This is a genomic window from Pseudonocardia sp. EC080619-01, from assembly GCF_001420995.1.
Taxonomy (GTDB): Bacteria; Actinomycetota; Actinomycetes; order Mycobacteriales; family Pseudonocardiaceae; genus Pseudonocardia.
This window is the reverse complement of the sequence record NZ_CP012184.1, coordinates 2,940,652-2,966,569: the sequence shown is the minus strand read 5'-3', so window position 1 is coordinate 2,966,569 and position 25,918 is coordinate 2,940,652. Positions and strand designations below refer to the sequence as shown.

General features: G+C 74.2%; 21 protein-coding genes. 7 read left to right on the top strand and 14 right to left on the bottom strand.

Going from position 1 to position 25,918, the window contains the following annotated elements:
- Positions 1-47: 47 nt before the first annotated feature.
- The 7 genes from AD017_RS13895 to AD017_RS13865 all read right to left on the bottom strand — a co-directional run bounded on the left by AD017_RS13895 (position 48) and on the right by AD017_RS13865 (position 6,323).
- Positions 48-692, bottom strand: a complete 645-nt coding sequence (locus tag AD017_RS13895; protein WP_060574471.1) for a maleylpyruvate isomerase N-terminal domain-containing protein — start codon at positions 690-692, stop codon at positions 48-50.
- Positions 689-1,654, bottom strand: a complete 966-nt coding sequence (locus AD017_RS13890) for a ketopantoate reductase family protein (RefSeq protein WP_010226086.1) — start codon at positions 1,652-1,654, stop codon at positions 689-691. Before AD017_RS13890 ends, AD017_RS13895 begins: the two co-directional genes overlap by 4 nt.
- A 14-nt stretch (positions 1,655-1,668) precedes the next feature.
- Entirely contained in the window at positions 1,669-2,016 is a 348-nt protein-coding gene (locus AD017_RS13885; protein ID WP_060574470.1) for an MmcQ/YjbR family DNA-binding protein, read from the bottom strand.
- Positions 2,017-2,059: 43 nt separating this feature from the next.
- Positions 2,060-2,782 (bottom strand): alpha/beta fold hydrolase, encoded by a 723-nt coding sequence (locus tag AD017_RS13880; RefSeq protein WP_060574469.1) that lies wholly within the window; start codon positions 2,780-2,782, stop codon positions 2,060-2,062.
- A gap of 11 nt (positions 2,783-2,793) precedes the next feature.
- Entirely contained in the window at positions 2,794-3,606 is an 813-nt protein-coding gene (locus tag AD017_RS13875) for a hypothetical protein (protein WP_139316941.1), read from the bottom strand.
- Positions 3,607-3,685: 79 nt separating this feature from the next.
- A complete protein-coding gene (locus tag AD017_RS13870; RefSeq protein ID WP_139316942.1) occupies positions 3,686-4,027 on the bottom strand; it encodes a hypothetical protein in 342 nt (113 codons plus the stop codon).
- Between the two features lie 262 nt (positions 4,028-4,289).
- Entirely contained in the window at positions 4,290-6,323 is a 2,034-nt protein-coding gene (locus AD017_RS13865; protein ID WP_060574468.1) for an Hsp70 family protein, read from the bottom strand.
- A gap of 276 nt (positions 6,324-6,599) precedes the next feature.
- On the opposite strand from AD017_RS13865, the gene AD017_RS13860 reads away from it, so the two are divergent.
- The 4 genes from AD017_RS13860 (at position 6,600) to AD017_RS13845 (ending at position 11,817) form a co-directional block, all read left to right on the top strand.
- Complete coding sequence (locus AD017_RS13860; protein WP_060574467.1) at positions 6,600-7,430, top strand: hypothetical protein; 831 nt, start codon at positions 6,600-6,602, stop codon at positions 7,428-7,430.
- Between the two features lie 114 nt (positions 7,431-7,544).
- Positions 7,545-8,357: an IniB N-terminal domain-containing protein gene (locus AD017_RS13855; protein WP_010223740.1), complete on the top strand. Its 813-nt coding sequence runs from the start codon at positions 7,545-7,547 to the stop codon at positions 8,355-8,357.
- A 185-nt stretch (positions 8,358-8,542) separates the two neighbouring features.
- Positions 8,543-10,351, top strand: coding sequence for a dynamin family protein (locus AD017_RS13850; RefSeq protein WP_010223742.1), 1,809 nt, complete (start codon positions 8,543-8,545; stop codon positions 10,349-10,351).
- Positions 10,348-11,817, top strand: a complete 1,470-nt coding sequence (locus AD017_RS13845) for a dynamin family protein (RefSeq protein ID WP_060574466.1) — start codon at positions 10,348-10,350, stop codon at positions 11,815-11,817. Before AD017_RS13850 ends, AD017_RS13845 begins: the two co-directional genes overlap by 4 nt.
- Here the strand turns inward: AD017_RS13845 and AD017_RS36280 are convergent.
- Positions 11,814-14,054 (bottom strand): helix-turn-helix transcriptional regulator, encoded by a 2,241-nt coding sequence (locus AD017_RS36280; RefSeq protein ID WP_060574465.1) that lies wholly within the window; start codon positions 14,052-14,054, stop codon positions 11,814-11,816. The genes AD017_RS13845 and AD017_RS36280 overlap by 4 nt on opposite strands.
- 540 nt (positions 14,055-14,594) lie before the next feature.
- Between AD017_RS36280 and AD017_RS13835 the strand changes: the two genes are divergently transcribed.
- Positions 14,595-15,230 (top strand): 2-C-methyl-D-erythritol 4-phosphate cytidylyltransferase, encoded by a 636-nt coding sequence (locus tag AD017_RS13835; protein WP_010235791.1) that lies wholly within the window; start codon positions 14,595-14,597, stop codon positions 15,228-15,230.
- A 10-nt stretch (positions 15,231-15,240) separates the two neighbouring features.
- On the opposite strand, the gene AD017_RS13830 is transcribed toward AD017_RS13835, so the two are convergent.
- Positions 15,241-16,866, bottom strand: a complete 1,626-nt coding sequence (locus AD017_RS13830) for a GMC oxidoreductase (RefSeq protein ID WP_060574464.1) — start codon at positions 16,864-16,866, stop codon at positions 15,241-15,243.
- Between the two features lie 128 nt (positions 16,867-16,994).
- Here AD017_RS13830 and AD017_RS13825 point away from each other — a divergent pair, with 128 nt between their 5' ends.
- The gene (locus tag AD017_RS13825; RefSeq protein WP_010235800.1) at positions 16,995-17,567 is read left to right on the top strand and encodes a TetR/AcrR family transcriptional regulator; all 573 of its coding nucleotides are present in this window, start codon (positions 16,995-16,997) and stop codon (positions 17,565-17,567) included.
- Positions 17,568-17,579: 12 nt separating this feature from the next.
- Here AD017_RS13825 and AD017_RS13820 read toward each other — a convergent pair whose 3' ends face one another.
- Together AD017_RS13820 and AD017_RS35325 are read right to left on the bottom strand one after the other, a co-directional pair.
- Complete coding sequence (locus AD017_RS13820; protein ID WP_060574463.1) at positions 17,580-18,788, bottom strand: class I SAM-dependent methyltransferase; 1,209 nt, start codon at positions 18,786-18,788, stop codon at positions 17,580-17,582.
- Positions 18,789-18,846: 58 nt separating this feature from the next.
- Positions 18,847-20,091 carry an N-acetylmuramoyl-L-alanine amidase gene (locus tag AD017_RS35325; protein WP_060574462.1) on the bottom strand — a complete coding sequence of 415 codons (1,245 nt, stop codon included), beginning with the start codon at positions 20,089-20,091 and terminating at the stop codon, positions 18,847-18,849.
- Positions 20,092-20,355: 264 nt separating this feature from the next.
- On the opposite strand from AD017_RS35325, the gene AD017_RS13810 reads away from it, so the two are divergent.
- Complete coding sequence (locus tag AD017_RS13810; RefSeq protein WP_060574461.1) at positions 20,356-22,194, top strand: acyl-CoA dehydrogenase; 1,839 nt, start codon at positions 20,356-20,358, stop codon at positions 22,192-22,194.
- 67 nt (positions 22,195-22,261) lie between these two features.
- Here the strand turns inward: AD017_RS13810 and AD017_RS13805 are convergent, their stop codons facing one another.
- From AD017_RS13805 to AD017_RS13795, 3 genes are all read right to left on the bottom strand, one after another.
- Positions 22,262-22,687, bottom strand: a complete 426-nt coding sequence (locus AD017_RS13805; protein ID WP_010229623.1) for a CBS domain-containing protein — start codon at positions 22,685-22,687, stop codon at positions 22,262-22,264.
- A 94-nt stretch (positions 22,688-22,781) separates the two neighbouring features.
- Complete coding sequence (locus AD017_RS34515) at positions 22,782-25,427, bottom strand: VanW family protein (RefSeq protein ID WP_145984051.1); 2,646 nt, start codon at positions 25,425-25,427, stop codon at positions 22,782-22,784.
- A 73-nt stretch (positions 25,428-25,500) separates the two neighbouring features.
- Complete coding sequence (locus tag AD017_RS13795) at positions 25,501-25,824, bottom strand: co-chaperone GroES (protein WP_010236182.1); 324 nt, start codon at positions 25,822-25,824, stop codon at positions 25,501-25,503.
- Positions 25,825-25,918: the final 94 nt, after the last annotated feature.

Here is a 25,918-nt window from a genome sequence, read left to right as displayed (position 1 = left end):
CGCGGCCACATCCGACCGGATCCCTGCCGGATCCGTGATCACCGGGTTCAGCCGAGGACCGGGGGCAGGCCCGGCTCGCGGCCCGTCGCAGCGAGGGCGAGGGCGCGGTCGTCCCAGCCGTCCAGCGCGACGGGATCGTCGACGAGCCGCGTCACCGTGTCCCGGACGACCTCGAGGCCGGACGCGGGCGGCTCCGGCGCGCCCGCCAGGTCGACGATCATGTCGAGATGGTGGACGACGACCTCCACCGCCCAGGTCCCGACGAAGTCGGACACCTCCAGGACGACGCCCTGGAACTCCAGGCGGTACTCCCGGTCCAGGTCAGCCACCAGCCGGCGCAGTCCGCGCACCGTGGTCCGGACGTGCGGGAGCTGTCCTGTCGGCCGGGCGTAGGCGGCGGCCAGCGCGCGGGCGAACCGGACGTGCGCCCACTCCGGCTGCCTCGCGCCCGGTGACGGCGCGGTCCAGTACGTGGCGAGATCGGCGTCGGCCGGCCGTTCGGTGCGGGCCGGGAAACCGGCGAGCATCTCGACCAGCCCGAGATGAAGGTGGGCGAGTACGTCCGTGACCAGCCAGCCGCGGCACCGGCTGCGGGCGGGCAACGCATCGTCGTCGAGCTGGTCGAGCAGCGCCGACAGCCCGTCGAGCGACGCGAGGAACGCGGCACGGGCCGTCGCGAGCGGGTACGTCATGCCAACACGGTGAGGAGGGTGGCACCACGCCGCGAGGCGGGGGCTTCGCCGGACGCGGCCATCTCCTCCGCCACGCGGAGCAGCTCGGCGTTCACCGGGGTCGGGACGCCGTGGGCCGCGCCGAGGGCGACGATCTCGCCGTTGAGGTACCGGGCCTCGATCGACCCGCTGCCCCGGCTCAGGCTCTGCCAGGACGACGAGCCCCGCCGGGACCGCCCGCCGACCGCCTGCTCGGTGAGGATGCCCTCGCGGCGGACGCGGTCGTCGTCGCCGGTGCGGGCGGTGATGCCGGCGGCCGCGAGGCACGCCTCGCCCTCGGCGGTGGCGGCCGCGGTCACCCGGGCCGCGTCCGGGTCGGCGGTCCCGCAGATCGCGTCGACCGCGTTGCCGAGGTTGGTCAGGAGCTTGCCGTACTTCGCGTCCATGACCGCCGGGTCGGGGCGGGAGGCGAACCCGGCGGCGCGCAGGTCGGCGGAGAGCGCGGCGCTCGCGTCGTCGGTGCCGGCCGGGTAGGTACCGACGTCGAGCACGCCGGGGACCGGCGACGACGACGCGATCACCACGCCCGGCTCGTAGTGCTCGACCGGGAGGATGACGAGCACCGCCTGGACCCGGTCGAAGCGCTCGGCGGCGGCGCGCTCGTTCGCGACGCCGTTCTGTGCGCAGGCGATCGTGACGTCCGGCGCGACCGCGGCCAGCGACGTCAGCACCGGGCCGGTGTCCTGCGACTTCACCGCGAGCACCGCGACGTCGCCGTCCGCCCAGTCCACCTCGGTGACCGACGCGACCGCGGGGATCCGGTGGGTCCGGGACCCGTCGGGGGAGTCGAGGCGCAGGCCGCGTTCCCGGATCGCGTCGAGGTGCGCCCCGCGTGCGACGAGGACGACGTCGCGCCCGGCGCCGTCGAGCCGCGCCCCGATCGTCCCGCCGACGGCCCCTGCCCCGATCACCACGTAGCGCACGGGGTGATCCTTGCTCAGCCGTCGTGGTGCCGCACCACGGTCGCCGGGGCCTTGCGCCGCCACGCCTCCTCGACCAGCTCGGCGAGCTGCTGCGGGTCCACCCGGTCGAGGTCGACGAGGATCGCGCCGTAGCCGTCATAGTGCGGGGTGGTGAAGAACGCCGGGTCGCCGGAGGCGAGCAACGCCTCCTTCTCCTCGAGCGAGCACATCAGGACCAGGCCGGTGTCCGGGGCGGAGTCCTCGGTGCGCAGCCGCGCGAAACCCTTGCCCCGGACCTTCAGCGACGGCGTCCGGTACCAGGTCGACTCCTCGACCTCCGGCAGCCCGGACCCGATCCGCACGACGTCGTCCCAGTTCGGCATGCGGTTCATCGTGCCGTGCCGGGGCGGCCCGGTCGTGGACGAATCAGAGCAGGTGCTTCGCGAGGAAGGTGTCGACGGCCGCCTTGCCGGCAGGGACGTGTTCCACGGCCTTCCAGCGTTCCACCAGCTCGGCGCCGGGAGCGAGCTCGACCAGCCGGCGGGAGACCTGCTCGGGGTGGAACGGGTCGCCGCCCATCAGGACCAGCCACGGCGTCGTGAACCGGGCGAGGGCCTCGTCCGGGACGGAGTAGAGCATCCCGCCGCCCGCGTACATGTTCGAGCGGAACGCGGCCCAGTCGTCGTCGGACGCCTCGGGGTGGTCGGCCTCGATCCCGGCCCGCCACTCGTCGAACTTCTCCTCGAACATCTGCTGGTTGTCGTCGCGGCCGATCGGCTGGAGCGTGACGGCGGCGCGCACACGCTCCGGTGCGGTGGCCAGCAGGCTCGCGATGTAGGAGCCGCCGATGCACATGCCGAGCACCGCGAACTCGTCGACGCCGAGGTGGTCGAGCAGCGCGAGCTGGTCGGCGGTGTAGGTGGACCAGCCGTCGGTGCCGTGCACCTCACCGGCCGAGCCACCGGCGTTTCGCTGGTCCATCGCGATCACGCGGTAGCGGTCGGAGAGGTGCTCGACCGGGTCCCAGGGGGCATTCCCCCAGGCGTCGATGGTCGAGCGCATCCCGCCCGGCGCGATCAGCAGGATCGGGAAGCCGGAGCCGCGCTCCTCGTGGTGCAGGGTCAGACCCGGACGCTCGAAGGTCGCCATGCCGGCCGACGTTAGGCCACCCGCGGGGGCGTCCGCTTCTCCGGACGGCGGCGCGCCAGGATCGAGGTCCCGTAGACGACCAGGACCAGCCCGAGCAGCAGCAGCCACATGAAACCGGGGCGCACGGTGTCGTCCAGGAGCGTGATCCCGACCAGTCCCGGGACAACGACCTGCACGACCATGTAGAGCGCGGTGACGGTCGCGATGTCGCCGAGCTGCAGGGCGCGGGCGTAGTTGTAGAGCCCGGTCGCAGCCATCCCGAGCAGCAGGTACACCAGCGGTTCCGCGAGCAGTCCGGAGACGCTGACGCCCTCCGAGACGTGCATCGCGCGGATGCACACCGAGCCGCCGCCGAGCCCGAGCCCGGCGAGCACCGCGGGCGGCCACGGCCTCGTCGTCCGGTTGGTCGCCAGCGTCGCCACCATGACGGCGACGAGTGCGGCCACCAGCACGGCCACCGTCGTCCCGTACCCGGTGACCGCTTCCTTCCGCTCGGTCCCGGCGCTGCCCGCGACCAGGGCGAGGCCGACGATGCTGCAGCCGATCGCGAGCCGGTGCACCGGGCGGAGCCACTCACCGCGGAACCAGCGGGCGTACAGGGCCGTCATCGCGATCGCCCCGGCCAGCGTGGCCTGGACGGCGAAGATCGGGATGAACTGCAGCGCGACGACCATGCAGAGCCAGGTCACGACGTCCATCCCGATCCCACCGATGAAGCGGGGACGGGTCAGCACCGCGCTGGTGCGGCCGCCCCGGCGGGCGGCGTCGGCCTGGAGGATCGCCGCGACCGTGCTGCAGAGCATGGCCAGGACGGCGAACGTCATCCCGATCAGCACGGCCGCCCCCGGAGGGTCCGGGTACGGGCGGTGCCGAAGATCGTCACCGCCCGATTCTCACCTATCGCTACCGGGCGCCCGCCGGGCGGGCACCGGGAGCCGGTGCGGGACGCTGCTCGGGAAGCGCACCCGGCTGCGGGCCGGCTTCGAAGAAGCCGCTCATCAGGCCGCTGCCCGCACGCTCGCCGCGGTCCACCGCGCTCTTCCACGGGGAGTCGCCGGTGTGCGCCGCGCGGCGCTCGCGCAGCGCGGCCCGGGGACGCTCGGTGAGCACGAGCGCGAGCACCGTGATCGCGACGCCGGCGAACAGCGGTCCGCCGACCAGGAGCACCGGCCATCCGAAAGCCAGATACGCCACGACGAGTGCCACCGCCGCCATGCCGATGACCGCCCCTGCCAACCGCGTCACCACGCGCTCCCCTCGTACCGTGTCCGACCAGTGACCACCCGTGGTTCTACCACCTCGGGAGGGGTGTCCCCGGCTCACACGACGCGGCGCGGGACACACTTCGGGCCTTCGGGTGACACGAGGCCCGGGATGGGGCCGAGCCGGCGTGGGGGCTCCCGTTTCCACGCCGGCCCGGCGGTCCGAATCATCCCGTCCCGGCCGGATGCCGGGCGGGGTGGGGGTCACTCGCCGCTGTCACCGCAGCGCAGTGGGTGATCGGGGGTCACGCGGGAGTACCCGCGGTCGTCGGTGCCGGAGGCACCGGGGTGGTGGTGCCGGTCGCCGGTGGCGGGGTGGTCGGGCCCGGGTCCACCGGCTCGCCCTCCGTCGGGGAAGGCGTTGTCACCGGCGGGGTGCTGGGCAGAGGGTTCACGGTGGGTCCGGGCGACACAGGTGCCTGCTTCACCGGCGGTGCCGGCACGGCGGCGGGAGGCGGCGGCGGGACGACCGGAGCCGGCGTTCCCGGACGGGCCGGTGCTGCCGCGGCCGGAGCGTTGGCCGCAGCGCCCCGGGAGGCGTTCGCCGTGGGCTTCCCGGCCTGCGCCGCGACCGTCGCGCCCGCGGTCCCCGGGGACGCGGTCCCCGGTGCCGCTGCGGGCCCCGCGGCGGCCGGTGCCCCCGGGACGACGGGCGCCGGGGCGGCGGCGGAGGTGGTGTCCGGCAGCGTCGGGGCCGCACTGAGCTCCCCGAACGACGGCTGGGTCGGCCAGAACAGGATCGCGCCGGCCACCGCGGCGATCCCGGCCAGCCCACCGGCCCCGATCAGGATCCGCTGCCGGAGCTGCGACCGGGCGGCCACGGCACGGTCGGCGTCCCGGGTGACCAGGGTGTCCGGCGCGGGCCGCTCCGGCGCCGCGAGCCGGTCGAGGGCCGGCGCGACCCCCGTGACCGGCGCGGCCGCGGTGCGCAGCGACGGGCGGACCGGGGCCGCCGGGAGGGTGGCCCGCCCGTCCGGCAGCGCGGCGCCGCGGCGGGCGGGGACCGCGGGCAGCGGCCCGGTCGCGGCGTCCAGGAGACCGACGGCCGTTCCCCCGTCCCGCTCGGCCACCGTCTCCGTACGGACGCCGGGCGGGGCCCACGGCGAGGCGGTCGCCGCCTCGCGCGGCGCGGGGACGCCACCCGCACCGACCGGTACGGCGCGCTCGGGCCCCCGCGGCGCCGGGATCCGGGACGTCGCCGGACCGGCCGCCGGGACGGGCGCGATCCGGACACCCGGCCACGACGTCCCCGCACCCGGTGCCACGGCGAGAGCGGCACCCCGCGCGGCCCCGTGCACCGGGTCCGCGGCGACCGCCAGCGGGCGGCCGAGCGCGGCCGACAGCACCTGGACGGCCGCCGGCATCCGGGCGGCACCACCGGCGAGCAGCACCTCGGCGTCCGGGGCGGCGGCGAGCGCCTCCTCCACGGGCCAGGCGAGCGGCTCGACCAGCGGCCGGGCGAGCTCGTCGAGGTCGGAGCGGTGGATCCGGACCGAGGTCCGCACCCCCGGCAGGTCCACGCCGACGGTCGCGACGGTGTCGCGGGAGAGCAGTTCCTTGGCGGCCCGGCAGTCGTCGCGGAGCGCGGTGAGGGCGGCCAGCACCCGCGGGTCGTCGGTGTCGAGGGCGTCGAACGCGGCCGCGAGGTCCGGGGTGGCGCCCCGGACGAAGGCGAACACGGCGTCGTCGACGTCGGCGCCACCGGTCCGGCACGCCTCGGTCCGCCCGGAGACGGCGGGGAGCACGCCGGGCCCGGCGGGGGCGAGCACGGTCGCGGTCGACCCGTTCCCGCCCAGGTCGACGACGGCGAGCGGCCGGTCGCCCGGCGCGCCGTCACGGTGGGCGAGCGCCACCGCCTGCGGTGCGGCGACCAGGGACACGGTGAGGCCGTGCCGGTCGAGCGCGGCGGCGAGCAGGTCGCGCTTGTGCCGGCCCCAGGACACCGGGTGGGTCACCCCGATCCGGGACGGCGCCCCGCCGTGCCGGGCGCCGATCTCGTCGACCAGGAAGCGGACCAGGCGGGCGCAGAGGTCCTCGGCGCGGTACGGGACACCGCCGAGCGACAGGGGGGTCGGGTCGCCGACCCGCTCGAGGAAACCGCGGGCGACCCGGTCCGGGTCGGCGGCGGCGCGGCGGCGTGCGGGCTCGCCGCAGAGGAGGTCACCGGCCGGGGTCGCGACGAGGACGGCGGGCAGCGCACGGGTGTCGCAGGCGCTGCCGTGCAGCACCGCGGCGGTCACCACGGTGGCGCCCAGGTCGATCCCGAGCAGGTAGGACATGTCCCTTCCCCTCGTCGGCGCCGAATCCCCCGACCCGCCGCATCCGGTGGCGCGCGACGCCGCAGGCGTCGGCCCCTTCCCGAGACCCATCGATCGCTGCCGCCCCGGCGTTAGCCCGTGCGGCGCAGCAATTCGCAGAGGGGGAGCGATCCCCTAGGGGCCCCCATCGGGACCCGGAACGATCCCCGATGGCCGTCGCGTCCGGTCTGCCTAGCTTTTTCGTCAACACCGGCCGACGCCCTCGAGCCGGTAACCACCGAAGCCCCGGAGGCGACCATGGCCGACCACGCCCACGACGTGACCCTGATCGAGTTCGTCCGCATGCTCCTGGGCCTCGGCCCGGACAAGGACGAGAACATCCAGCTCCGGGACTGGTTCAAGGACGACCCGCAGGCCGCGCTCGAGCACTACGGCCTGGGCGACCTGACCGCCGAGGACGTCCGCGACGCCGTCCTGATCGCCCAGGACAACGACACCGTCTCCTTCGACCGCAACTACGACACCGGTTTCGACTGGGACGGCGGCAAGGGCGGCTGGAAGTGGGACGGTGGCAAGGAGGGCGGCCACCACCACGCCGCCGGCGAGAAGGTCCACGTCACGGACAACTTCTACGAGTACGACGTGGACGACCGCGACACCATCGTCGACAACTCGGTCAACCAGAACATCGACACCGGCGGCGGCGACTTCCGCCAGTCGATCGAGACCAACTCGGTGACCGCTTCCGGCGACGGCGCGGTGGCCGCCGGCCGCGACATCGACGGCTCCACGATCACGACCGGCAACGGCAACGTGGTGGGCGACGGCAACGACGTGGTCAAGGGCGACGGCAACACCATCGCGTTCGGTTCCGGCGACGCCACCAGCACCGGCGACGTCAAGGCCGACGACGGCTCGGCCGTCTCCATCGGTGGCAACGCCTCCGGCTCGCACGACGCCACGAACTCGTTCAACGAGACCGCCACGACCACGACGAACGAGACCTCGATCGACGGCTCGTACAACCAGGACTTCAGCCAGGACAACGACTCGCGCTTCGAGGACAACAGCGAGACCCACACCCACGTGGGCTCGCACAACTCGATCGACCTCGGCGTCGAGGCCTGATCCGGCCCACCCGCCCGGTGAGCGGGCCGGTTCCCGACACCGGCCCGCTCACCTCCCCCCTTCCGAACCTCCGTCGCGCGCCCGAGCGCGACGACACCTCCCGAGGAGCGCGTGATGTCCGCTGAGAAGTCGCTGATCCAGTTCATCCTGGACCTGCTGAAGGACCCGAAGCTGCTGGCCGAGTTCAAGGACGACCCGCAGGGCCTGCTCGCCCAGTGCGGCCTGTCCGAGGTCTCCGCCGACGACGTGCGGGACGCGATCGTCCTGGCCCAGGACAACGACGACGTGTCGTTCGACCGCAGCTACAACACCGGTGGCTCCGGCCACTCCGGCGGCGGCCACCACACCCCGCCGCCCCCGCCGGTCGAGCACGGCGAGGACCCGGTCAAGTACCTCGACAAGTACGTGACCAACAACCACTACACCTACAACGTCGACGACCGCGACACCATCGTCGACAACTCGATCAACCAGAACATCGACACCGGCGGCGGCGACTTCCGCCAGGACATCGAGACCAACTCGGTCGTCGCGTCCGGTGACGGTTCGGTCGCGGCCGGCCGGGACATCTCCGACTCCACCATCACCACCGGCGACGACAACGTCGTCGGCGACGGCAACAACGTGGTGAAGGGCGACGACAACACGATCGCCTTCGGCGACGGCGACGCCACCACGGTCGGCGACGTCTCCGCCGACGACGGCTCGGCCGTCGCGGTCGGCGGCAACGCCTCCGGCTCGCACGACGCCACCGGCTCGTTCAACGAGACCGAGACGAACACCAGCACCTCGACCGACGTCTCGGACTCCTACAACCAGGACTTCAGCCAGGACAACGACACGTCGGTCGTCGACAACAGCGAGACCCACAACGACCTGCTGTCGCACAACGACGTGAACGCGAACCTGGCGGTCGACATCCTCTGATCCCTTCTTCGGGATAGGATGTCGCACCTGCTCTCCGGAGCAGTGCGCTGGACCGCACGGCCCATCGGCCCTGGTCACCCCCACGTGGGTGACCGGGGCCGATGGCGTTCGTGTATCCATGACAGGAACGTGACGAGCGGTACCCGGACCGCTCCGGAGCACGAGCATGTGGGGGGCGTCGGCACGTGGCGGTACCGGAGGCGGTCGGCCTCGTCGACCTGGCCCTGAAAGCGGTCTCCGCCTACGACCGCCCCGATCTCGCGCCTCGGCTGACCCAGGCCAAGACCCGGCTGACCGACCCCGCGGTGCGGGTGCTCGTCGTCGGCGAGTTCAAGCAGGGCAAGAGCCAGCTGGTGAACGCGCTGGTCAACGCGACCGTCTGCCCGGTCGACGACGACATCGCGACCGCCGTCCCCACGCTGGTCCGGTTCGGTGAGGACACCACCGTCACCCTGGTCCGTGAGGAGGCGGGCGGTGAGCGGGCCGAGCGCACGCCCGTCCCGCTGGAGCAGCTGGCCGACCACGTCTCCGAGGGCGGCAACCCCGGCAACCGGTCCGGTCTCACCCGCGCCGAGGTCACCCTGCCGCGAAAGCTGCTGCAGAGCGGGCTCGTCCTCGTCGACACCCCCGGCGTCGGCGGGCTGGGCTCCGCGCACGGGGCGGCGACGATGTCGGCGCTGCCGACCGCGGACGCCGTCCTGCTCGTCTCCGACGCCAGCCAGGAGTACACCTCGCCGGAGATCGACTTCCTGCAGGCCGCCCGCAAGCTGTGCCCGAACGTCGCGTGCGTGGTCACCAAGACCGACCTCTACCCGCACTGGCGGCGGATCGTGGAGCTCGACGAGGGCCACCTGCGGAACGCCCGGATCGAGGCCGATCTGCTGCCGGTGTCGTCGGCGCTGCGGCTGCACGCGGCCCGTACCCAGGACCTCGACCTGATCGCCGAGTCCGGCTTCCAGGCGCTGGTGAGCTTCCTGCTGCGCAAGGTCGTGTCCCGGGCCGACGACCTGAGCCGCCGCTCGACCAGCCAGGACGTGCTCGTCACCTGCCAGTCGCTCGAGTCGAGCATGCGCGCCGAGCTGATGTCGCAGAACGACCCGGAGAAGGCGGGTGCGCTGGCGAAGGACCTCGAGGCGGCCCGGTCCCGGGTCGACGCGCTGCGGCAGCGGTCGGCGCGCTGGCAGACCACCCTGAACGACGGCGTCGCCGACCTGATCGCCGACATCGAGTACGACCTGCGGGACCGGCTCCGCGCCGTGTCCCGCGACGCCGAGCAGCTGCTGGAGGACGCCGACCCGGCGGACATCTGGGAGCAGTTCGCGGAGTGGTTCCACAAGCAGGTCTCGCACGCCGTCGCGCAGAACTTCGTGTGGACCACCGAGCGGGCCCGCTGGCTGGCCGAGCAGGTCGCCGACCACTTCGCCGAGGACATCGACGTCCAGCTGCCCGATCTCCGGATCGCGGGCGGCGCGGTCGCCGGGAAGGTCGACGCGCTGGAGCTGCCGGCGAGCGAGAACTTCGGCCCCGGCCAGAAGCTGTTCGTCGGGATGCGCGGCGGCTACGGCGGCCTGCTGATGCTCGGCCTGGCGTCGACGTTCGCCGGGTTCGCGCTGCTCAACCCGCTGTCCATCGGCGCCGGGCTGCTCTTCGGCGCCAAGACCGTCCGGGACGAGAAGAAGCGGCTCGTGCAGCGCAGGCAGGCCGACTCCAAGAACGCCGTCCGCCGGCACATCGACGAGGTCACGTTCCAGGTCGGGAAGGACTCCCGGGACAACCTGCGCCAGATCCAGCGCGAGCTCCGCGACCACTTCACGGTGCTCGCCGAGGAGCTCTCGGAGTCCCTCAAGGAGTCGGTCACGGCCGCCCAGACCGCCATGAAGGACGACAAGGAGCGGCAGAAGCGGGTCGCCGACCTGGAGGCCGAGCTGGAGCGGGTCGGCGGGCTCGCCGAGCGGGCCCGCTCGCTCGCCGCGACCGTGGAGGCGTCGTCGTGAGCGCGCTGACCGACCAGACCCGCACGCTGCTGCGGAACACCCTGGACGTCTACGGCGACTCGCCGCAGGCCGCGGGATGGCTGCGGCACCACCTGGAGCGGTTCGACGAGCCGCTGCGCGTCGCGATCGCCGGCAAGGTGAAGGCGGGCAAGTCGACGCTGCTCAACGCGCTGGTCGGGGAGCGGATCGCCACCACCGACGCGGGCGAGTGCACCCGGATCGTCACCTGGTACGCCGACGCGGCCGCCCCCGGCGTCCGGATGCGGCCCCGCGGCGGAGGCCCGGAGCGCCCGCTCACCCTGTCCCGCCGGGACGGCGCGCTGCGGATCGACCTCCAGGGCACACCGGTCGAGAACGTGGACCGGCTGCTCGTCGACTGGCCGTCGCAGCACCTGCGGCGCACCAACCTGATCGACACCCCGGGCATCGCGTCGCTGTCGTCGGACACCTCGGCCCGGGCCGGCGAGTTCCTCACCCCGGAGGACGCGCCGTCCCCGGCCGACGCCGTCGTCTACCTGATGCGCCACCTGCACGCCGGTGACGTGCGGTTCCTGGAGGCGTTCCACGACCGCGGCGTCGCCCGCGCGACGCCGGTCAACACGATCGCCGTGCTGTCCCGGGCCGACGAGATCGGCGTCGGGCGGCTCGACGCGCTCACCTCGGCGCGCCGGATCGCGCGCCGCTACCGCGGCGACGACAAGCTGCGCGGCCTGTGCCAGACCGTCGTCGCCGTCGCCGGGCTGGTCGCCGAGACGGCCCGGACCATGCGGCAGGACGAGTTCGTCGCGCTCTCCGAGCTGGCCGCGCTGCCGCGGGCCGACGTCGAGGCGCTGCTGCTCTCGGCGGACCGGTTCGGGCGCACCGAGCTCGACCGGCCCGACTCCGCCACCCGGGTCCGGCTGCTCGAACGGTTCGGCCTGTTCGGGGTGCGGCTGGCGAGCACGCTGATCCGCCAGGGGGTGAAGGACCCCTCCGCGCTGGCCGACGACCTCGTCCGCCGCTCCGGCCTGGACGAGCTGCGCCGGGTGCTGGACACCCAGTTCTCCGAGCGACGGGACCTGCTCAAGTCCCGGTCGGCGCTGCTGGCCGTGGATCTCGTGCTGACCCGCGAGCCGCGACCCGCCACGGCCGCGCTGCGCGCCGAGGTGGAGCGGATCCTCGCGGGGGCGCACGAGTTCGTCGAGCTGCGGGCGTTGTCCGACCTGCGCGCCGGGAAGATCGTCTTTCCGGCGGAGGCACTCGCCGACGCCGAGCGTCTGCTCGGTGGCGACGGCGGGTCCGCGGTCGCCCGGCTCGGTCTCGACGACGGCGCGGGCCCGCGCGACGTGCACGACGCCGCCGCCGACGCGCTGCGCCGCTGGCGCCGGCGCGCCGAGAGCCCGCTGACCGGGCGGGCCTCGGCGGAGGCGGCCCGGATCGTGGTGCGCAGCTGCGAGGGCCTGCTCGCGGCCCCGGTGCACCACTAGCCTCGGCGGTCCTCGAGGATCCGGCGGAGTCCGTCCAGCAGCTCGCTGCGGCTGCCGGCGCCGAGCCGCTGCCGGATCCGCGCGACGTGGTGCTCGACGGTCTTCGCCGAGATGAAGAGCGCCTCGCCGATCTCCTTCTGGGTCCGGCCCTGGACGACGAGCTCCGCGACCTCCAGCTCACGCTCGGACAGCAGCGACGGCGGCTCCGCGCTCCCGTTGCCGCCCGGTTCCCCGGTGCCGCCCGTCCCGTTCCCCGGTACGGCGGGGGAGGGCGCGGCGGGCTCGCTCCCCCGTGGCACGGACGGCGCCGCGGTGCCGCCCGGCCCGGCGGGGACGGGTTCCGCGCGACCGGCGTCCTCGGCGGGGGCGGCCCGCACGTCCGCTCCGGCCGCCTGCAGCGCCCGTGCACAGGCCAGCAGCGCGGACACGGCACGCCGGTCGTCGGTGCGCAGCGCTGCCTGCCCGGCGAGCCTGCCGCCGTCGAACGACAGGCCGACCGCGTGCAGCCCGCGGGCCGCCTCCTCGACGGCCGCCGCGTCGATCCGGTTCTCCAGCACCCCGACCCAGTGCGGCGCCGCGGCGGCCATGGCGTGGGCGAACCGGCTTCCACCCGCTTCCCGCTCGAGGGCCTCGGTGTGGGCACGGGCGGTGTCGACGTCGTCGACCATGACGGCCGCCTGCAGCTGCGCCCAGTGCAGCGGTGCCCCCCACAGCGCGGGACGCCCGAGCCGGTCCAGCAGCGCGGTCGCCTCGTCGAGGTGCGGGCGGACCCAGCTCTCCTCGCGCAGCCGGGTCGCCGCGGTGACCAGCTCGCCGAGCGGCTGCAGGACGAACAGGTCCACCGGGTGCCGCACGATCGCCTGCCTGGCCCGGGTCCAGGACCGCATGAGCGCGCCGACGTCGGAGTTGCGGCGGGCGATCGCGACCTGCAGCGACGCGGCCAGGAACTCGTCGCGCGGCTCCAGCGGGCGATCACCGCTCGCGGTGTCGACGGCCGCGAGCCGCTCGGCCGCCGGCCCCGTCGCCCCGCGCAGCAACGCGATCCAGCCCAGCAGCAGCCGGTGCCGCGGCCGGGCCGGGGCGCCGCCGAGGCCGGTGCGCAGGGCACGGTCCAGCACCGAGGACGCGACGTCGAACTCACCGGTGTGCACCGCGACCAGCGCGGCGAGCGCGGCCGGGGTGTCGGGCAGCAGCGCCGCACCGTGCGCGCTCTCCAGCAACCCTGCGGCACGCGCCAGACCGGACAGCGCCGCCGTCGGCGAACCCTGGACCGAGTCGAGCATGCCGCGGGCGGTGAGGTCGTCGGCCCCGTCGACGAGGGTCGGAGCCCGGCCCGGGACGAACCCGCCCGCGCCGTCGACGACCTCGCGGGCCTCGGCCAGCGCGCCGGTCCCGATCAGGACCGGGACGGCCGCGGCGGGCATGCCCTCACCGGCCACCGCCGCCGTCCACCGGTAGAGCTCCGCGCTGCGGGCGAGCAGGCCGCGGCGCGCGAGCACCGCGGCGGCCACCGACCCGGCACGGACGGCGTCGTCGGGCTCGACGGCGTCGGTCGCGGAGAGCACGGCGTCGGCGTGACCGAGCGCCCCGTCGAGGTCCCCGGCGACCAGGTGCGACGCCGCCCGGTGGGCGGCCACGGCCAGCGGCGGGGTCCCGGCGGCGACGGCCTCGGCGTAGAACCGGACGGCGTCGGGGTGCTCGGAGCGGGCGGCCTCGGCCGCCGCGGCGGCGAACACCGCGGCCGCCCGGTCACCGGTCGCACCCGAGCCGCGCAGCATCCGGGCGACGGCGAGCACGCTCCCCCCGCGATCGAGCTCGATCTCGGCCAGCGAGCGCCGCAGCTCGGTGCGCCGGGCGGGCGCGACCCGTCCCCGCACCACCTCGCCGACCAGCGGGACCACCCGGCCGTCGGGGGTGCACAGGCCGGCCGCGGCGGCGCGCGGCACCAGCTCGTCGAGCTCGTCGATGCCCGACCCGGCGGCGTCGGCGAGGCCCAGCAACGGCACCAGCACCTCGCTGTCGGACGGCGCGCCGAGCGCGGTCGCGGTCACGAGGTCGACGACGCGCGGGTCCTCGGCGTCGACGACGTAGCCGATCTGCTCGGCGAGCCCGGCCGGCACCGCACCGGTCGTCGCGCCGGAGGCCAGCAGCCGGTCCACCAGCATCGGGGAGCCCGCGGTGCGCTCCAGGACGGCGCGGACCGCGTCGTCGGCGATCCGGTCCCCGGTGACCCGCACCGCGCGCGGCGACCCCGGCGGCGTCGAGGGAGCCCAGCACCAGCGGCGGGGCGCCGGCGGCGAGGACGGCGCCGAGCCGGGCCAGCGCCCGCCCGCGCGGCCAGGGCCGGAACGCGACCAGCATCCGTGCCCCGGGGCGCCCCGCCAGCTCACGCAGCGCGCCCAGCTCGTCGTCGCCGAGCTCGTGCGCATCGTCGACGACGACCACCGCCGACGGGTCCGGTGCACCGCCGGGCACCCCCTCGACGACGTCCGCACCGGCGTCGGCCCAGGCCCGGGCGAGCGCGCGGAGCACGGTGGACTTGCCCGACCCGGCCGGCCCGCCGACGGCGACGGTGCGCGGGGCGGACGGGTCATCGGCCACCGCGCGGACGAGCGCGATCGACACCGGGCCACCGGCGAGCGGGCCGGTTCCCGGTGCGGTCCCGGTCGGTGCCGCTGTGCTCACGCAACCTCCTCGCCCGTCCCCCGATCGGGGAGTGGCCGAGGTTATCGGGTGCGGCCGCGGGAGACCTGTGGGGTCCGGGCAGGATCACCCCTGTGGTCGACGAGGTGTGGGCGATCGTGCTGGCCGGTGGCAGCGGGACCCGCTACGGGCGGCTGAAACAGCTCGAGGAGCTGGCCGGGCTCCGGCTGGTCGACCACACGGTCGCCGCCGCGCGGCGCACCTGCGACCGGGTCGCGCTCGTGCTGCCGCCCGGGGTCGTGTGGGACGGCGAGCCCGTCGACCTGCTCGCCGTCGGCGGGGACCACCAGTCGGCATCGCTGCGCAACGCGCTGGCCGTGGTGCCGGACTCGGCGTCGGTGCTGGTGCTGGCCGACCCGGCGCACCCGCTCGCCGCGGACCGGCTGTTCACCGACGCCGTCGCCGAGGTGCGGGCCGGTGCCGACGGTGCGGTGCCGGTGATCCCGATGCTGGAGGTCGTGCAGCGGGTGGAGGACGGCGTGGTGGTGGAGACGCTGCCCAAGAAGGACACCTGGCTGGCGCAGTCGCCCCAGGCGTTCCGGGCGGACGTGCTGCGGGCCGCGCACGCCGACGCGCCCCGCCCGGTGGAGAACTCGGGCATGCTCGCCGCGCTCGGGCACCGGGTGGTGACGGTCGCGGGGGACCCGGGGAACCTGCACGTCGCGACGGAGGAGGACCTGGCCGTCGTGCGCCGGCTGGCGGCGCCGTGAGGCCGGTGTCCTAGAAGACCGTGCCGGCGTCGGCGGCCACCAGCTCGTCGGTGGCGCGCTCGACGACGGCGGCGATCGTCATCGACGGGTTGCAGGCCGCGGTCGTCCCGGGCATCAGCGATCCGTCGAGGACGTAGAGACCGCGCTGCCCGTACACCCTGCCGGCGGCGTCGCACACCGTGCCGATGCACGCACCGCCCAGCGGGTGCCAGGTGGTGGGGACGACGTAGGTGGTGTCGAGGAGGACCCCGCCGGGACCGATGATCCGGTTCATCCGCTCGTGGATGCGGCGGGTCAGTGCCGCGTCGCCGTCCGGGGGCCAGTGCAGGACGGCCTCCCCGCGGACCGGGTCCCACCGGTAGCGGCCGCGGCCCTCGCTGACCCCGTAGCCCACGGTCATCGTGGTGCGCAGGTCCGGCAACGGCGGCAGGGATGCCTGGATGACGGTGTTCGCCGTCGCCGGGTCGGACCAGTCCTTGCTGCCGTAGACGACCGGTCCGCCCTGCGGCGATCCGAAGTCGTCGGTGAGCGAGGTCCAGGTACAGATCCGGTCGCCGTTGGTGCCCCAGTTCTCACCGAGGGCGTCCGGGAGATCCGGGATCGTCCCCTGCTCGCGGGCCCGCAGCAACAGCCGGTTGGTGTTGGCGGTGCCCGCGGCGAGCACGAGCGCGGTCGTGGTGAGGATCTTCCTCTCCAGGACGGTGCCGTCGGTCGCGATCCGGTCGACGTGGACCTCGTAGCGGCCGTCCGCGGTCCGGGCCACGTCGGTGACCTGGTGCTGCGGGGCGACGGTGACGAGACCGGTCGCCTCGGCCGCAGCCAGGTAGGTGACGTCGACCGAGTGCTTGCCGCCGTTGTTGACACCGAACGCGCAGTCGCCGTTGGTGTACGACGGCGCCATCTCGCCGCGCAGCTCGCGCAACGCGAAGTCCCAGTCGATGGGCATCGGGATCTTCTCGACGTCGTACCCGGCAGCCTCGGCGTTGTGGCGGAAGGCGCGGGCGGCGGCGTAGGTGGGGCTCTCGACCAGCTCGTCCGGTGCGGTGGCCAGCCGGAGCATCCGCGCGACCCGCGGGTAGTGCTCGCGCGCGAGCAGGCCGTAGTCCAGATCGGACGGCATCGTCGTCTCGAACAGCTCCCGGGTCGGCTGCAGCGACATGCCCTGGTAGAGCAGCGACCCGCCGCCGACCCCGGCGGCGCAGAACGTGTCCATGCCGACGCCGGAGACCCGTTCCAGGACACCGACGTAGCGGCCCAGCGCCCCCAGCGGGGTGCCCCGGCCGAGGCCGCCGAGCAGCAGCGACAGCGGTGTCGTCTGCTCGTCGAGCGGGTCGGTGACCGACCCCATCCAGATCATCCGCTCGTCGGGGGTGCGGGTCGGGCGGGGGAACGTGTCGGCGTCGGGGCCGGTCGGCCAGCGACGGCCGCGCTCGAGCACCGTCACCGGGATGCCCGCCTCGGCGAACCGCAGGGCGGTCACCCCGCCGCCGAACCCGGAGCCGACCACGACGACCCGGTGCTCTTCGCGACGGACGGGCACACGACCGGGAGCGGCGGCCGCGGCGCCGGCCCCCAGCAGGCCGAGCCCGGTGGCGGCGGCCCCGGCAAGTACCGACCGGCGGCTGATCGCCTGCATCCGGCTCTCCCCTCGTCGGGATCGGACAGCTGAATGGACACCTGTCCACTCAGCGGCGCACGTTAACCCATCAGGGTGCTACCCCAGGTAACGGGGTCGCCTCTCGGTCGACCGTCTACCCTCGCCCCGTGGAGATCTCCCGGCGCAGCGAGGTCACCCCGGCCACCCGGGACGGCCTGCTGGCGGCCGGCGCCGCCGAGCTGGCGGAGAACGGGTCGGGGACCCTCACCGTCCGCCGCGTCGCCCGACGGGCCGGAGTCTCCCCGGCGACGGCCTACAAGGTCTTCGCATCGAAGGAGCACCTGCTGTCCGCGGTGTTCCTGACCCACCTCCGGGCAGCACCGGACGAGGACCCCACCGGCCCCGGCGCGCCGGTGGAGGAGCGGCTGGCCCGGTTCGTCGACGACCTGGTCGCCGGGCTCGCCGGTGGGACGGCCCTGGACACCGCACTTCGCGCCGTCTTCCTGGGCCGGGACCCGGACGTGCGCCGGGTCAGGAACTCGGTGGTGGAGGACTTCGAGCTGCGCTTCGACCGGGTCTGCGGCGACGACCTGACCGGCGACGCACGCCGCGCGGCCCGGCTGCTGTTCTCGGGAGCGATGGTGCTGGCCGGGACGGGGATCGAGCCGGCGGACCGCATGCGGGAAGACCTGGTCCGTGCAGTCCGTGTCCTGCGGGCGGAGGCCCGCCGGGACGGCTGACGGCGCACCGGGTCAGACCGCCAGCAGCTCCGTCGATCCCAGGCCCAGCTCGTCCAGGGTGGACCGCACCTCTCCGATGTAGACCGGGTTCATCAGCAGCACCGACCGCGGCGGTGCGTCGAGGAGGTCCTTCGGCGCGCGGATCGGCAGCCCGAGACCGCCCATGTAGTGCCCCTGGAGCCCCGGGTTGATGTCGACGACCGCCTGCACCGCCCCCGGCGCCGGGCCGTCCACACCGGACAGGCCGCTGTCGCCCTCGACGACGTTGAGGAAGGTCAGGCCCTTCGCCCCGCCACCCCACACGACGACCTCGTCCCCGGCCGCGGCGCGCTCGCCCAGCCAGACCCGCCACCGCCCGACCTGTTCGCGGACCCGGGTGGCGAAGGCGTGGCAGGCGTCGTGCAGCGCCTCGCGCAGGTGCGGCTCCAGCTCCGGTGTGCCCGGCGTGCCGTCGGGCCCTGCCTCGGCGACGACGTACTGGTCGGCGTAGGTCAGCCGGACGGCCGGGTCGGAGAATCCCGCCCCGGTCAGGAAGGTGCGCATGGTCGCCGGGGTGAAGTAGGAGCAGTGCTCGTACTGCAGGTCCCAGAACGCGCCCTCGTCGAGGATCCGGCCGAGATCCGGGACCTCGGCCAGCAGCGCCCGCCCGCCGCCCCGGACGAGACCCGCGCGCAGTTCGGCACCGAACGCGGCCAGCGCCGGGATGTGCTCGAGCGTGTGCCGGCAGACCAGTGCGGCCGTACCCGGCTCCACCTGGTCCCTGGCGAACTCGGCGGGGAGCGCGGTCAGCCGCCCCGCCAGCTCCGCACGCACCCGTGCCGGGGCGAAGTGCGGGTCGATCCCCGTCACCCGGCCGACGCCCGCGCCGAGCAGCTCGGCGGCGAAGTCGCCGGATCCGCACCCGACCTCGACGACGTGCTCGCCCGCCAGCCCGAACCGGGACACCCAGTCCGCGGTGATCTCGGCGGCGTACGCGGCGAACCGGGGGGAGTGGTGCTGGGACTCCTCGTGGTCGCCGGTGTAGTCGAGCAGGCCGGCGTCGAAGTCGCGGTTGAAGACCGTGCCGCAGCGCTCGCACAGCACCAGGACCTGGTCTCCGACGCTCACCGACCGGGCCGACGCCGGATCGGGGAGCACCGCCGTGCCGTGCACCGGCAGGCCGGTCACCGAGAAGAACGGGTCGGCGGCGGGGGCGTCGCAGGCGGGACAGCGGTTCAGCACCCGGGGAGACTAGCGAGCCCGCGTCACCCGTCCGAGCGGGTGGGCGGCTCCCGCCCGGTCAGCGGTCGGCGACGCCCGACGGGTCCTGCGCCACCGGGACGGGTGCCCCGCCGGTGCCGAGCAGCTTCTGCCAGACCGGGTGGTCGACGACGTCCGGCACGCTCTCCACCTTCCGGTGCCGGGCCAGCAGCTCGACCGCACGGGCCGCGTCACCCTCCGAGCCCGCCCGCACGGTGCGCGCCAGCTCCGGCCAGGACTCGCCGCCGAGCAGCCCGTTGGCGTCCTCGGCGCGGTGCAGGACCTGGAACTCGGTGACGGCACCGAGCGTGCGGTCGTCGTAGCGGCCGTCCGGATCGCCGCGCAGCGTCCCGGCGTCGCGGAGCAGCAGCTGTGCCGCCTCGACCAGCGGCCCGGAGTCGCCCTCGCGCAGCAACGGCCAGGTCGCCTTGGTCGCCTCGGTGCGCGACAGCCGTCGTCCGAGCAGCCCGGCGACCTCGTTCCGCAGCCGCGGCAGCATCCCGTAGAGGCGGTCGCCGGGGCAGATCGTGTTGCGGTAGTCGCGGTGCCCGTAGAGCTCGCTGGGGGCGATGCCGTATCGCGAGCAGATGTAGGCACACGTCGCGCGCAGCGAGTTCCACAGCGGCGCGGGCGGATCGACGCCGATGTAGGTGCCCTCGTTCTCGATCCCGATCGCGATGATGTTCTGCCCCGGCGAGTGCGCGCCCTCGACGACCCGGCGGCCACCGTTGAGCTCGCCGAGGCTGTAGAGCCTGCCCTCGAGGACGTGCCCGCCCCGGGAGATCGTGAAGTGCTGGCCCGAGTCCAGCCAGCCGTTGCGGTCCATGTGGAAGGCCTGGATCCCGCGCGCCATCCGGTGCGCCGCCGGGACGCTGAAGTCCGGCGTGTTCGCGCCGGCCGTGTGGTGCACCAGGATCCGGATCGGGCGCCGGTCCCAGATCTTCGGCGGCGACGACGGCCGCCGGGCACCCCACTCCGAGCAGCGGGCGATGTAGGGCGCGCGGACCGCCTCGGCGAGCGCACCGGCGCCGGCTGCGGGCCCCGGCATCCCGGCCGGGCCCGGCACCCGGGTCGACGACGGCGGGGGGACCGGCGACGGCGGCTCGGCCGCGTGCGCACGGCCCCCGAACGCGGGCACGACGAGCCCGGCACCCGCGGCCGCGCCGGCGACCAGCAGCCCGCGCCGGCTCGTCCGCCGGCGGCCCGTGGCGGCGTCCGCGGCGCCGGGACCGTCCGGCCCGGCAGGCACCGGACCGGGGCCGGCGTGCTCGTCGGGTTCGCCCATCGCCGTCCGCCCTTCCGGCGGCACCGCACGATCCGGTGCCGGTTCGAGTCCCACGTGCCACGCACACCTCGTGCGTCTCACGGGTGATTGTCGACCAGTAGTCCGAAATTCTGCGGCGGACGCGCCGGTCGTCCTGTCACCCGGCCGTGTCGCGTCGCCGTGCGGAGAGCCCGGCCTTGCCTCGGTTACCGGTGAGTAATACTGTGGAGTCGGTTACTGGCCGGTAAGGGAATCGGCCCTGGCAGGAACGGCGGTGAAGGACAGATGGGCCACTACAAGAGCAACGTGCGCGACCTGGAGTTCAACCTCTTCGAGGTCTTCCGGATCCAGGACCACCTGGGGACCGGGCCGTTCTCCGACGTCGACGTCGACACCGCCAAGGGCGTGCTGTCCGAGCTGTCCACCGTCTGCACCGGCCCGCTCGCCGAGCACTACGCCACCATCGACCGCAACCCGCCGGTCTACGACCCGAAGACCTTCTCGGTCACCACCCCGCAGGAGCTCAAGGACGCCTACAAGGTCCTCTGGGACGGCGAGTGGTGGCGTCTCGGCGTGCCGAACGAGCTGGGCGGCATGGGCATCCCGCCCTCCGTGCAGTGGGCCGCGGCCGAGATGATGCTCGGCGCCAACCCGGCCGTCTTCATGTACATGGCCGGCCCGAACTTCGCCGGGATCCTGCACAAGAACGGCAACGACGAGCAGCGCCGCTGGGCCGAGATCATGGTCGAGCGCGGCTGGGGCGCCACGATGGTGCTCACCGAGCCGGACGCGGGCTCCGACGTCGGTGCCGGCCGCACGAAGGCCGTCCAGCAGGACGACGGCACCTGGCACATCGAGGGCGTGAAGCGCTTCATCACCTCGGCCGAGCAGGACTTCACCGAGAACATCATGCACCTGGTGCTGGCCCGCCCCGAGGGCGCGAAGCAGGGCACCAAGGGTCTGTCGCTGTTCCTGGTCCCGAAGTTCCACTTCGACACGCAGACCGGCGAGTCGGGCGAGCGCAACGGCGCCTTCGTCACGAACGTCGAGCACAAGATGGGCCTCAAGGCCTCCACGACCTGCGAGCTGACCTTCGGCGCGCACGGCACCCCGGCGGTCGGCTGGCTGCTCGGCGACGTGCACGACGGCATCGCCCAGATGTTCCAGGTCATCGAGTACGCCCGGATGATGGTCGGCACCAAGGCGATCGGCACGCTGTCCGCCGGCTACCTCACCGCGCTGGAGTTCGCCAAGGAGCGGGTCCAGGGCGCCGACCTGACGCAGATGACGGACAAGACCGCGCCGCGCGTCACGATCACCCACCACCCGGACGTGCGCCGCAGCCTCATGCTGCAGAAGGCCTACGCCGAGGGGATGCGCGCGGTGTACACCTACACCGCCACCTTCCAGGACCGGATCCGCCTCGGCGACGAGGGCGGTGGCGTCAGCACCGAGCTCGCCGAGAAGGTCAACGACCTGCTGCTGCCGATCGTCAAGGGTGTCGGCTCGGAGCGGGCCACCGAGCAGCTCGTGCAGTCGCTGCAGACCCTCGGCGGCTCCGGCTTCCTGCAGGACTACGCGATCGAGCAGTACATCCGCGACGCGAAGATCGACTCGCTGTACGAGGGCACGACCGCGATCCAGTCCCAGGACTTCCTGTTCCGCAAGATCGTCCGGGACAACGGCCAGGCACTCGCGCACGTCGCAGGCGAGGTGCAGGCGTTCATCGACTCCGACGCGGGCAACGGCCGGCTGAAGGAGGAGCGTGAGCTGCTGCGGACCGCCCTCACCGACGTGCAGGGGATGCTCGGCTCACTGACCGGGTACCTGTACGCCTCCGCGGAGGACGTGAAGAACCTCTACAAGGTCGGGCAGCACACCGTCCGGCTGCTGATGGCGGTCGGCGACCTGCTCGTCGGCTGGCTGCTGCTGCGCCAGGCGTCGGTCGCGCTCGAGGCGCTCGGGACCGACGGCGTCTCCGCCAAGGACCGCGCGTTCTACGAGGGCAAGGCCGGGGTCGCGTCGTTCTTCGCGAAGACCGTCCTGCCGCGGCTTACCTCGGACAAGGCGATCGTCGAGGGCGCCGACCACGCGCTGATGGAGCTGGACGAGGCGGCGTTCTAGTCGCACGGGAGACGGAAGGGCCCCGGACGCGGACTCCCCGCCCGGGGCCCTTTCTTCTGCCCGGTACCTACTGGGCGATGTAGCTCTCGAGCTGCTCTCGCTCCTGCTCCAGCATGTCGATCCGGGCCTTGACCAGGTCACCGATGGACACGATCCCGGACAGCACACCGTCCACGACGACCGGCAGGTGCCGGACCCGCCGCTCCGTCATGATCTTCGCGAGATCACCGACGCCGTCGTCCGGCGAGCAGGTGACGACCTCCGCCGTCATGATCTCGGAGACCCGGGCGTTCAGCATCGCCCCGCCCTGCTGGTGCAGGCGGCGGACCACGTCCCGCTCCGAGACGATGCCGACGATCCGTTCACCGTCGACGACCGGCAGCGCGCCGAGATTCCCCTCGGTGATGAAGCGCAGCACCTCGGTGACCGCCTCGTCCGGTGACACCGTCGTCACCGCACTGCCCTTGCCCTTCAGAACGTCCGCGATCCGCATGGCGTACCCCGATCCCTCGCGTCGCTGCGTCGGAGAGATCAGGGTACGAACGTGACGTGGGTCTCGTCAGCCTCTGGCGGAGATCGTCACCGGATCAGCCGCCGCACTGCACGATCGGCTGAGGGTTGTACTTGACCGTCCTGGTCTCGCTCTGGGTCTCCCCGCTCTGGACGTTGCGCAGCGTCCGGGTGTCCGTCGCGGTGAAGCCCGGGGAGCCCTTGCTGGCGCTGCACGGCTGCCCCGGCGGGATGGTGACGAGCTGCGGCTCCGTGGGGTTGGTCCGGGGACCGGTCTCGGAGGTCACGTCGTACATCTTCTGGCCGAGGAACGTCACGGTGACGTTGCTGGGCGTCCAGGCCGTCTTGATCAGCACGGCCGTCGGGCCCTCGTTGCGGAACTTGACGTCGATCAGGTTGTCGAAGACCGTCGCCTCGCGGGCCACCGGGTAGCGGCTGATGTAGTAGCTGTGCTCCTTGTGCTCGACGTCGGTCATGCCGGCGAAGTACGACGCGTTGTACAGCGTCGTCGCGAGCTGGGAGACACCGCCGCCGACGCCGCGCGCCGGATGGCCGTCCTCGATGATCCCGGCCTCGACGTAGCCGTTGGACGCGTTCCGCGGGTTGGTCACCCCGTTCAGGCTGAACGTCTCGCCGGGCTGGACGATCTGGCCGTCGATCATCTCGGCGGCCCGCCGGATGTTCTGGCCCGAGTCCGCGGCGAACCCGCCGGTGGTGAAGGTGCTGATCTCACCGGCGTTGCCGAGCGACTCCAGGTCGGCGGTGGTGATCTCGGCAGGCTTCTGGGCGTAGACCGCCGCGACCTGGCGCGGGCCCTCCCCGGTCAGGATCGGGAGGACGCTGGTGAACGTCGCGTCGTAGTCGATCCCGCGGCCGTCCTGCGAAGGGATGACCCGCGGCGGGTTCGCGGCGAAGTCCAGCTGGGCGTCGACACCGGGCTTCTCGGTGCTCGCGAGCTGCGGCTTGGCCGAGTCCTCGAGCGTCTTGTTCGCGATGACCGGCTTCAGCTTCGCGGCGCCCTCCGGGTCCGCGGTGAAGCTCAGCGCCTTGGCGATGTCCTCCGGCGGGACCGTCGCGTTCGCACCCTCGCCGGTGATCGTCAGCGGGCCGGACACCGCGGGCCTCGCGACCTCGTCGATGGCCTGCTGCACGTCGGCCGGGGTGGTCTCCGGCTGCTCGATGATCAGCGGGAGCTGCACCGGCTGCCCGGACGCCCACTGCTGCTCGACGACCCCGACGGCCGCGTCCACGTCCAGCTGCTGGCCGGGCTCCGGCGCGACCGGGGTGGGCTCCACGCCCTGCCACTCGATCGAGCCCTCCTTCGGCTCCTTGAGCGCCAGCGGCGCCATCTGCTCGAGCGCGGTGCGCACGGCGCGGTCGTCGGCGGAGTTGACGATCTCGACGTCGCGCGTCGTGAAGAACGACGAGATCCGGGTGATCGGGTTCAGCGGCTGCTGGCCGGCCTCGTCCAGGGTGCGCGCGTAGTCGACCTGCAGGCCGGCGGCCTTCGGGTCGATCTCGCTCCGGATCTCACCGGCCTGCACCGGGACCGGCGCCGACGAACGCGGCTCGATCGCGGCCTGCAGCTTCTCGGTGGCGGCCGAACGGGACAGCCCGCCGATGTCCTGACCGGCGACGACGACGCCGCGCGGCACGCTCCCGGAGGAGAACACGAGGTCACCGACGTAGCCGAGGGCCAGCACACCGAGCACCGCCGCGGCGACGATCAGCCCGGTCGGGCGCGTGCGGCCGGAGCCGCCGTCGCCGTCACCGGAACCGCCGTCACCCTGGCCACCGCCCGCACCGGGGTCGTCGGGGCCGCCCGGGCCGCCCGGGCCACCGGGGCCGGGGGCGCCCGCGGCACCGCCGAAGACGGCCGTCCCGGCCGTCTGGATCCGCTCGGTCCGCTCGCCGGGGTCGCCCGCTCCGGCCTGCGCGGCCGCGACGCGGGGCATGACCTGGGTGTTCTGTTCGCTCAGCGGGGCGACGCGGACCGTGTCCTCGGCCGAACCGTTCGTCGCCGCGCCGGGGGCCTGCGGAGGGGCGCCGGCCACGGTGGGCTGCTCCGCGCCCGGTCCGGCGGGCGTGCGGGTCGTGTCCGCGCCGGCCGCGGCCGCGGCGGCGCCCGCTCCTGCGGCAGCACCTGCTCCCGCGACTCCCGCTCCGGTGGCTCCTGCTCCCGCGGCGCCGGGCGCCGCGGCCGGTGCGGTCGGTGCGGTCGGTGCGGTCGGTGCAGCCGGTGTGACCGGTGTGGTCGGTGCGACCGGGCCGGGGGACGGGCGGGACGTCGGCGTGGGACGGGTGGCGCCGTCGCCCTGGGGAGCGCCCTCGGCGCCGCCGGGCCGGCCCGCACCCGGCTGCGAGGCCGTGGGGGTGACGGCATCCGCGACCGGCGCCGCTCCTCCGGCGCGTGCGGCCGGATCGGCCTCCGGGTCGACCGCCTGACCGGCGACCGAGCGGGCGGCGGGCGAGGCGGGCGGGGCACCGTCGGCGGCCGCGGCGGGGTCCGCCGGACGCGGCGACGGGGACGGGCGCGCGGCACCGGCGTCGTTCGTGGCCTGCGGGCCGGGCGAGGGGCGACGGTCGGGCATCACCGGGCGGACCGGCTCTCCCGTGGCGGCGGGGGCCTCACCGGCCGTGCCGCGGTCTCCCGTTCCCGCTTCCGGTGCGGGGGTCACCGGCTGGTCGGCGGCCTCTCCGGGCGGGGACTGACGCTCGGGCATGACGTGGGACTTCCTCTCCGCACTGCCGTCGTACCTGGCCACGCCGCACCCTCGGGAGGGCGACGTGCAGGAGTCAGAGGTAGAGACCGGTTCCGTGCTCGGCGGACGCCTCGGAGGCGACCGCGTGCAGGTCCCGCTCGCGCATCACCAGGTGTCCGACTCCGCCGACCTCGACCTCGTACTGGTCCTCGGGCGCGAGGAGGACACGATCACCCGGCTTCACCGTGCGCACGTGCTGACCCACCCCCACGACCTCTCCCCAGACAAGACGCTTGGCGACCTGTGCGGTTGCCGGGATGACGATTCCGGCCGAGCTCCGTCGCTCACCGGCGCCCTCGATCTTCTTGATCATGACCCGGTCGTGGAGCATCTGGATCTCGAGTTTGGGCTCGACCACCCGGCCGATGCTACGGCCCGGCGCCGACGCGCCCGGCAGCGCCCGGGGGTCGTGACGACCGGTCCCGAACGTGGAACGCCCCGCGGCGCGACCG

Bases quoted from the DNA above. Each gene is read 5' to 3' on its own strand.
- AD017_RS13895 (WP_060574471.1), bottom strand. From the start codon at position 692: ATGACGTACCCGCTCGCGACGGCCCGTGCCGCGTTCCTCGCGTCGCTC.
- AD017_RS13885 (WP_060574470.1), bottom strand. From the start codon at position 2,016: ATGCCGAACTGGGACGACGTCGTGCGGATCGGGTCCGGGCTGCCGGAG.
- AD017_RS13880 (WP_060574469.1), bottom strand. From the start codon at position 2,782: ATGGCGACCTTCGAGCGTCCGGGTCTGACCCTGCACCACGAGGAGCGC.
- AD017_RS13875 (WP_139316941.1), bottom strand. From the start codon at position 3,606: ATGACGTTCGCCGTCCTGGCCATGCTCTGCAGCACGGTCGCGGCGATC.
- AD017_RS13865 (WP_060574468.1), bottom strand. From the start codon at position 6,323: ATGTCCTACCTGCTCGGGATCGACCTGGGCGCCACCGTGGTGACCGCC.
- AD017_RS13860 (WP_060574467.1), top strand. From the start codon at position 6,600: ATGGCCGACCACGCCCACGACGTGACCCTGATCGAGTTCGTCCGCATG.
- AD017_RS13855 (WP_010223740.1), top strand. From the start codon at position 7,545: ATGTCCGCTGAGAAGTCGCTGATCCAGTTCATCCTGGACCTGCTGAAG.
- AD017_RS13830 (WP_060574464.1), bottom strand. From the start codon at position 16,866: ATGCAGGCGATCAGCCGCCGGTCGGTACTTGCCGGGGCCGCCGCCACC.
- AD017_RS35325 (WP_060574462.1), bottom strand. From the start codon at position 20,091: ATGGGCGAACCCGACGAGCACGCCGGCCCCGGTCCGGTGCCTGCCGGG.
- AD017_RS13810 (WP_060574461.1), top strand. From the start codon at position 20,356: ATGGGCCACTACAAGAGCAACGTGCGCGACCTGGAGTTCAACCTCTTC.
- AD017_RS13805 (WP_010229623.1), bottom strand. From the start codon at position 22,687: ATGCGGATCGCGGACGTTCTGAAGGGCAAGGGCAGTGCGGTGACGACG.
- AD017_RS34515 (WP_145984051.1), bottom strand. From the start codon at position 25,427: ATGCCCGAGCGTCAGTCCCCGCCCGGAGAGGCCGCCGACCAGCCGGTG.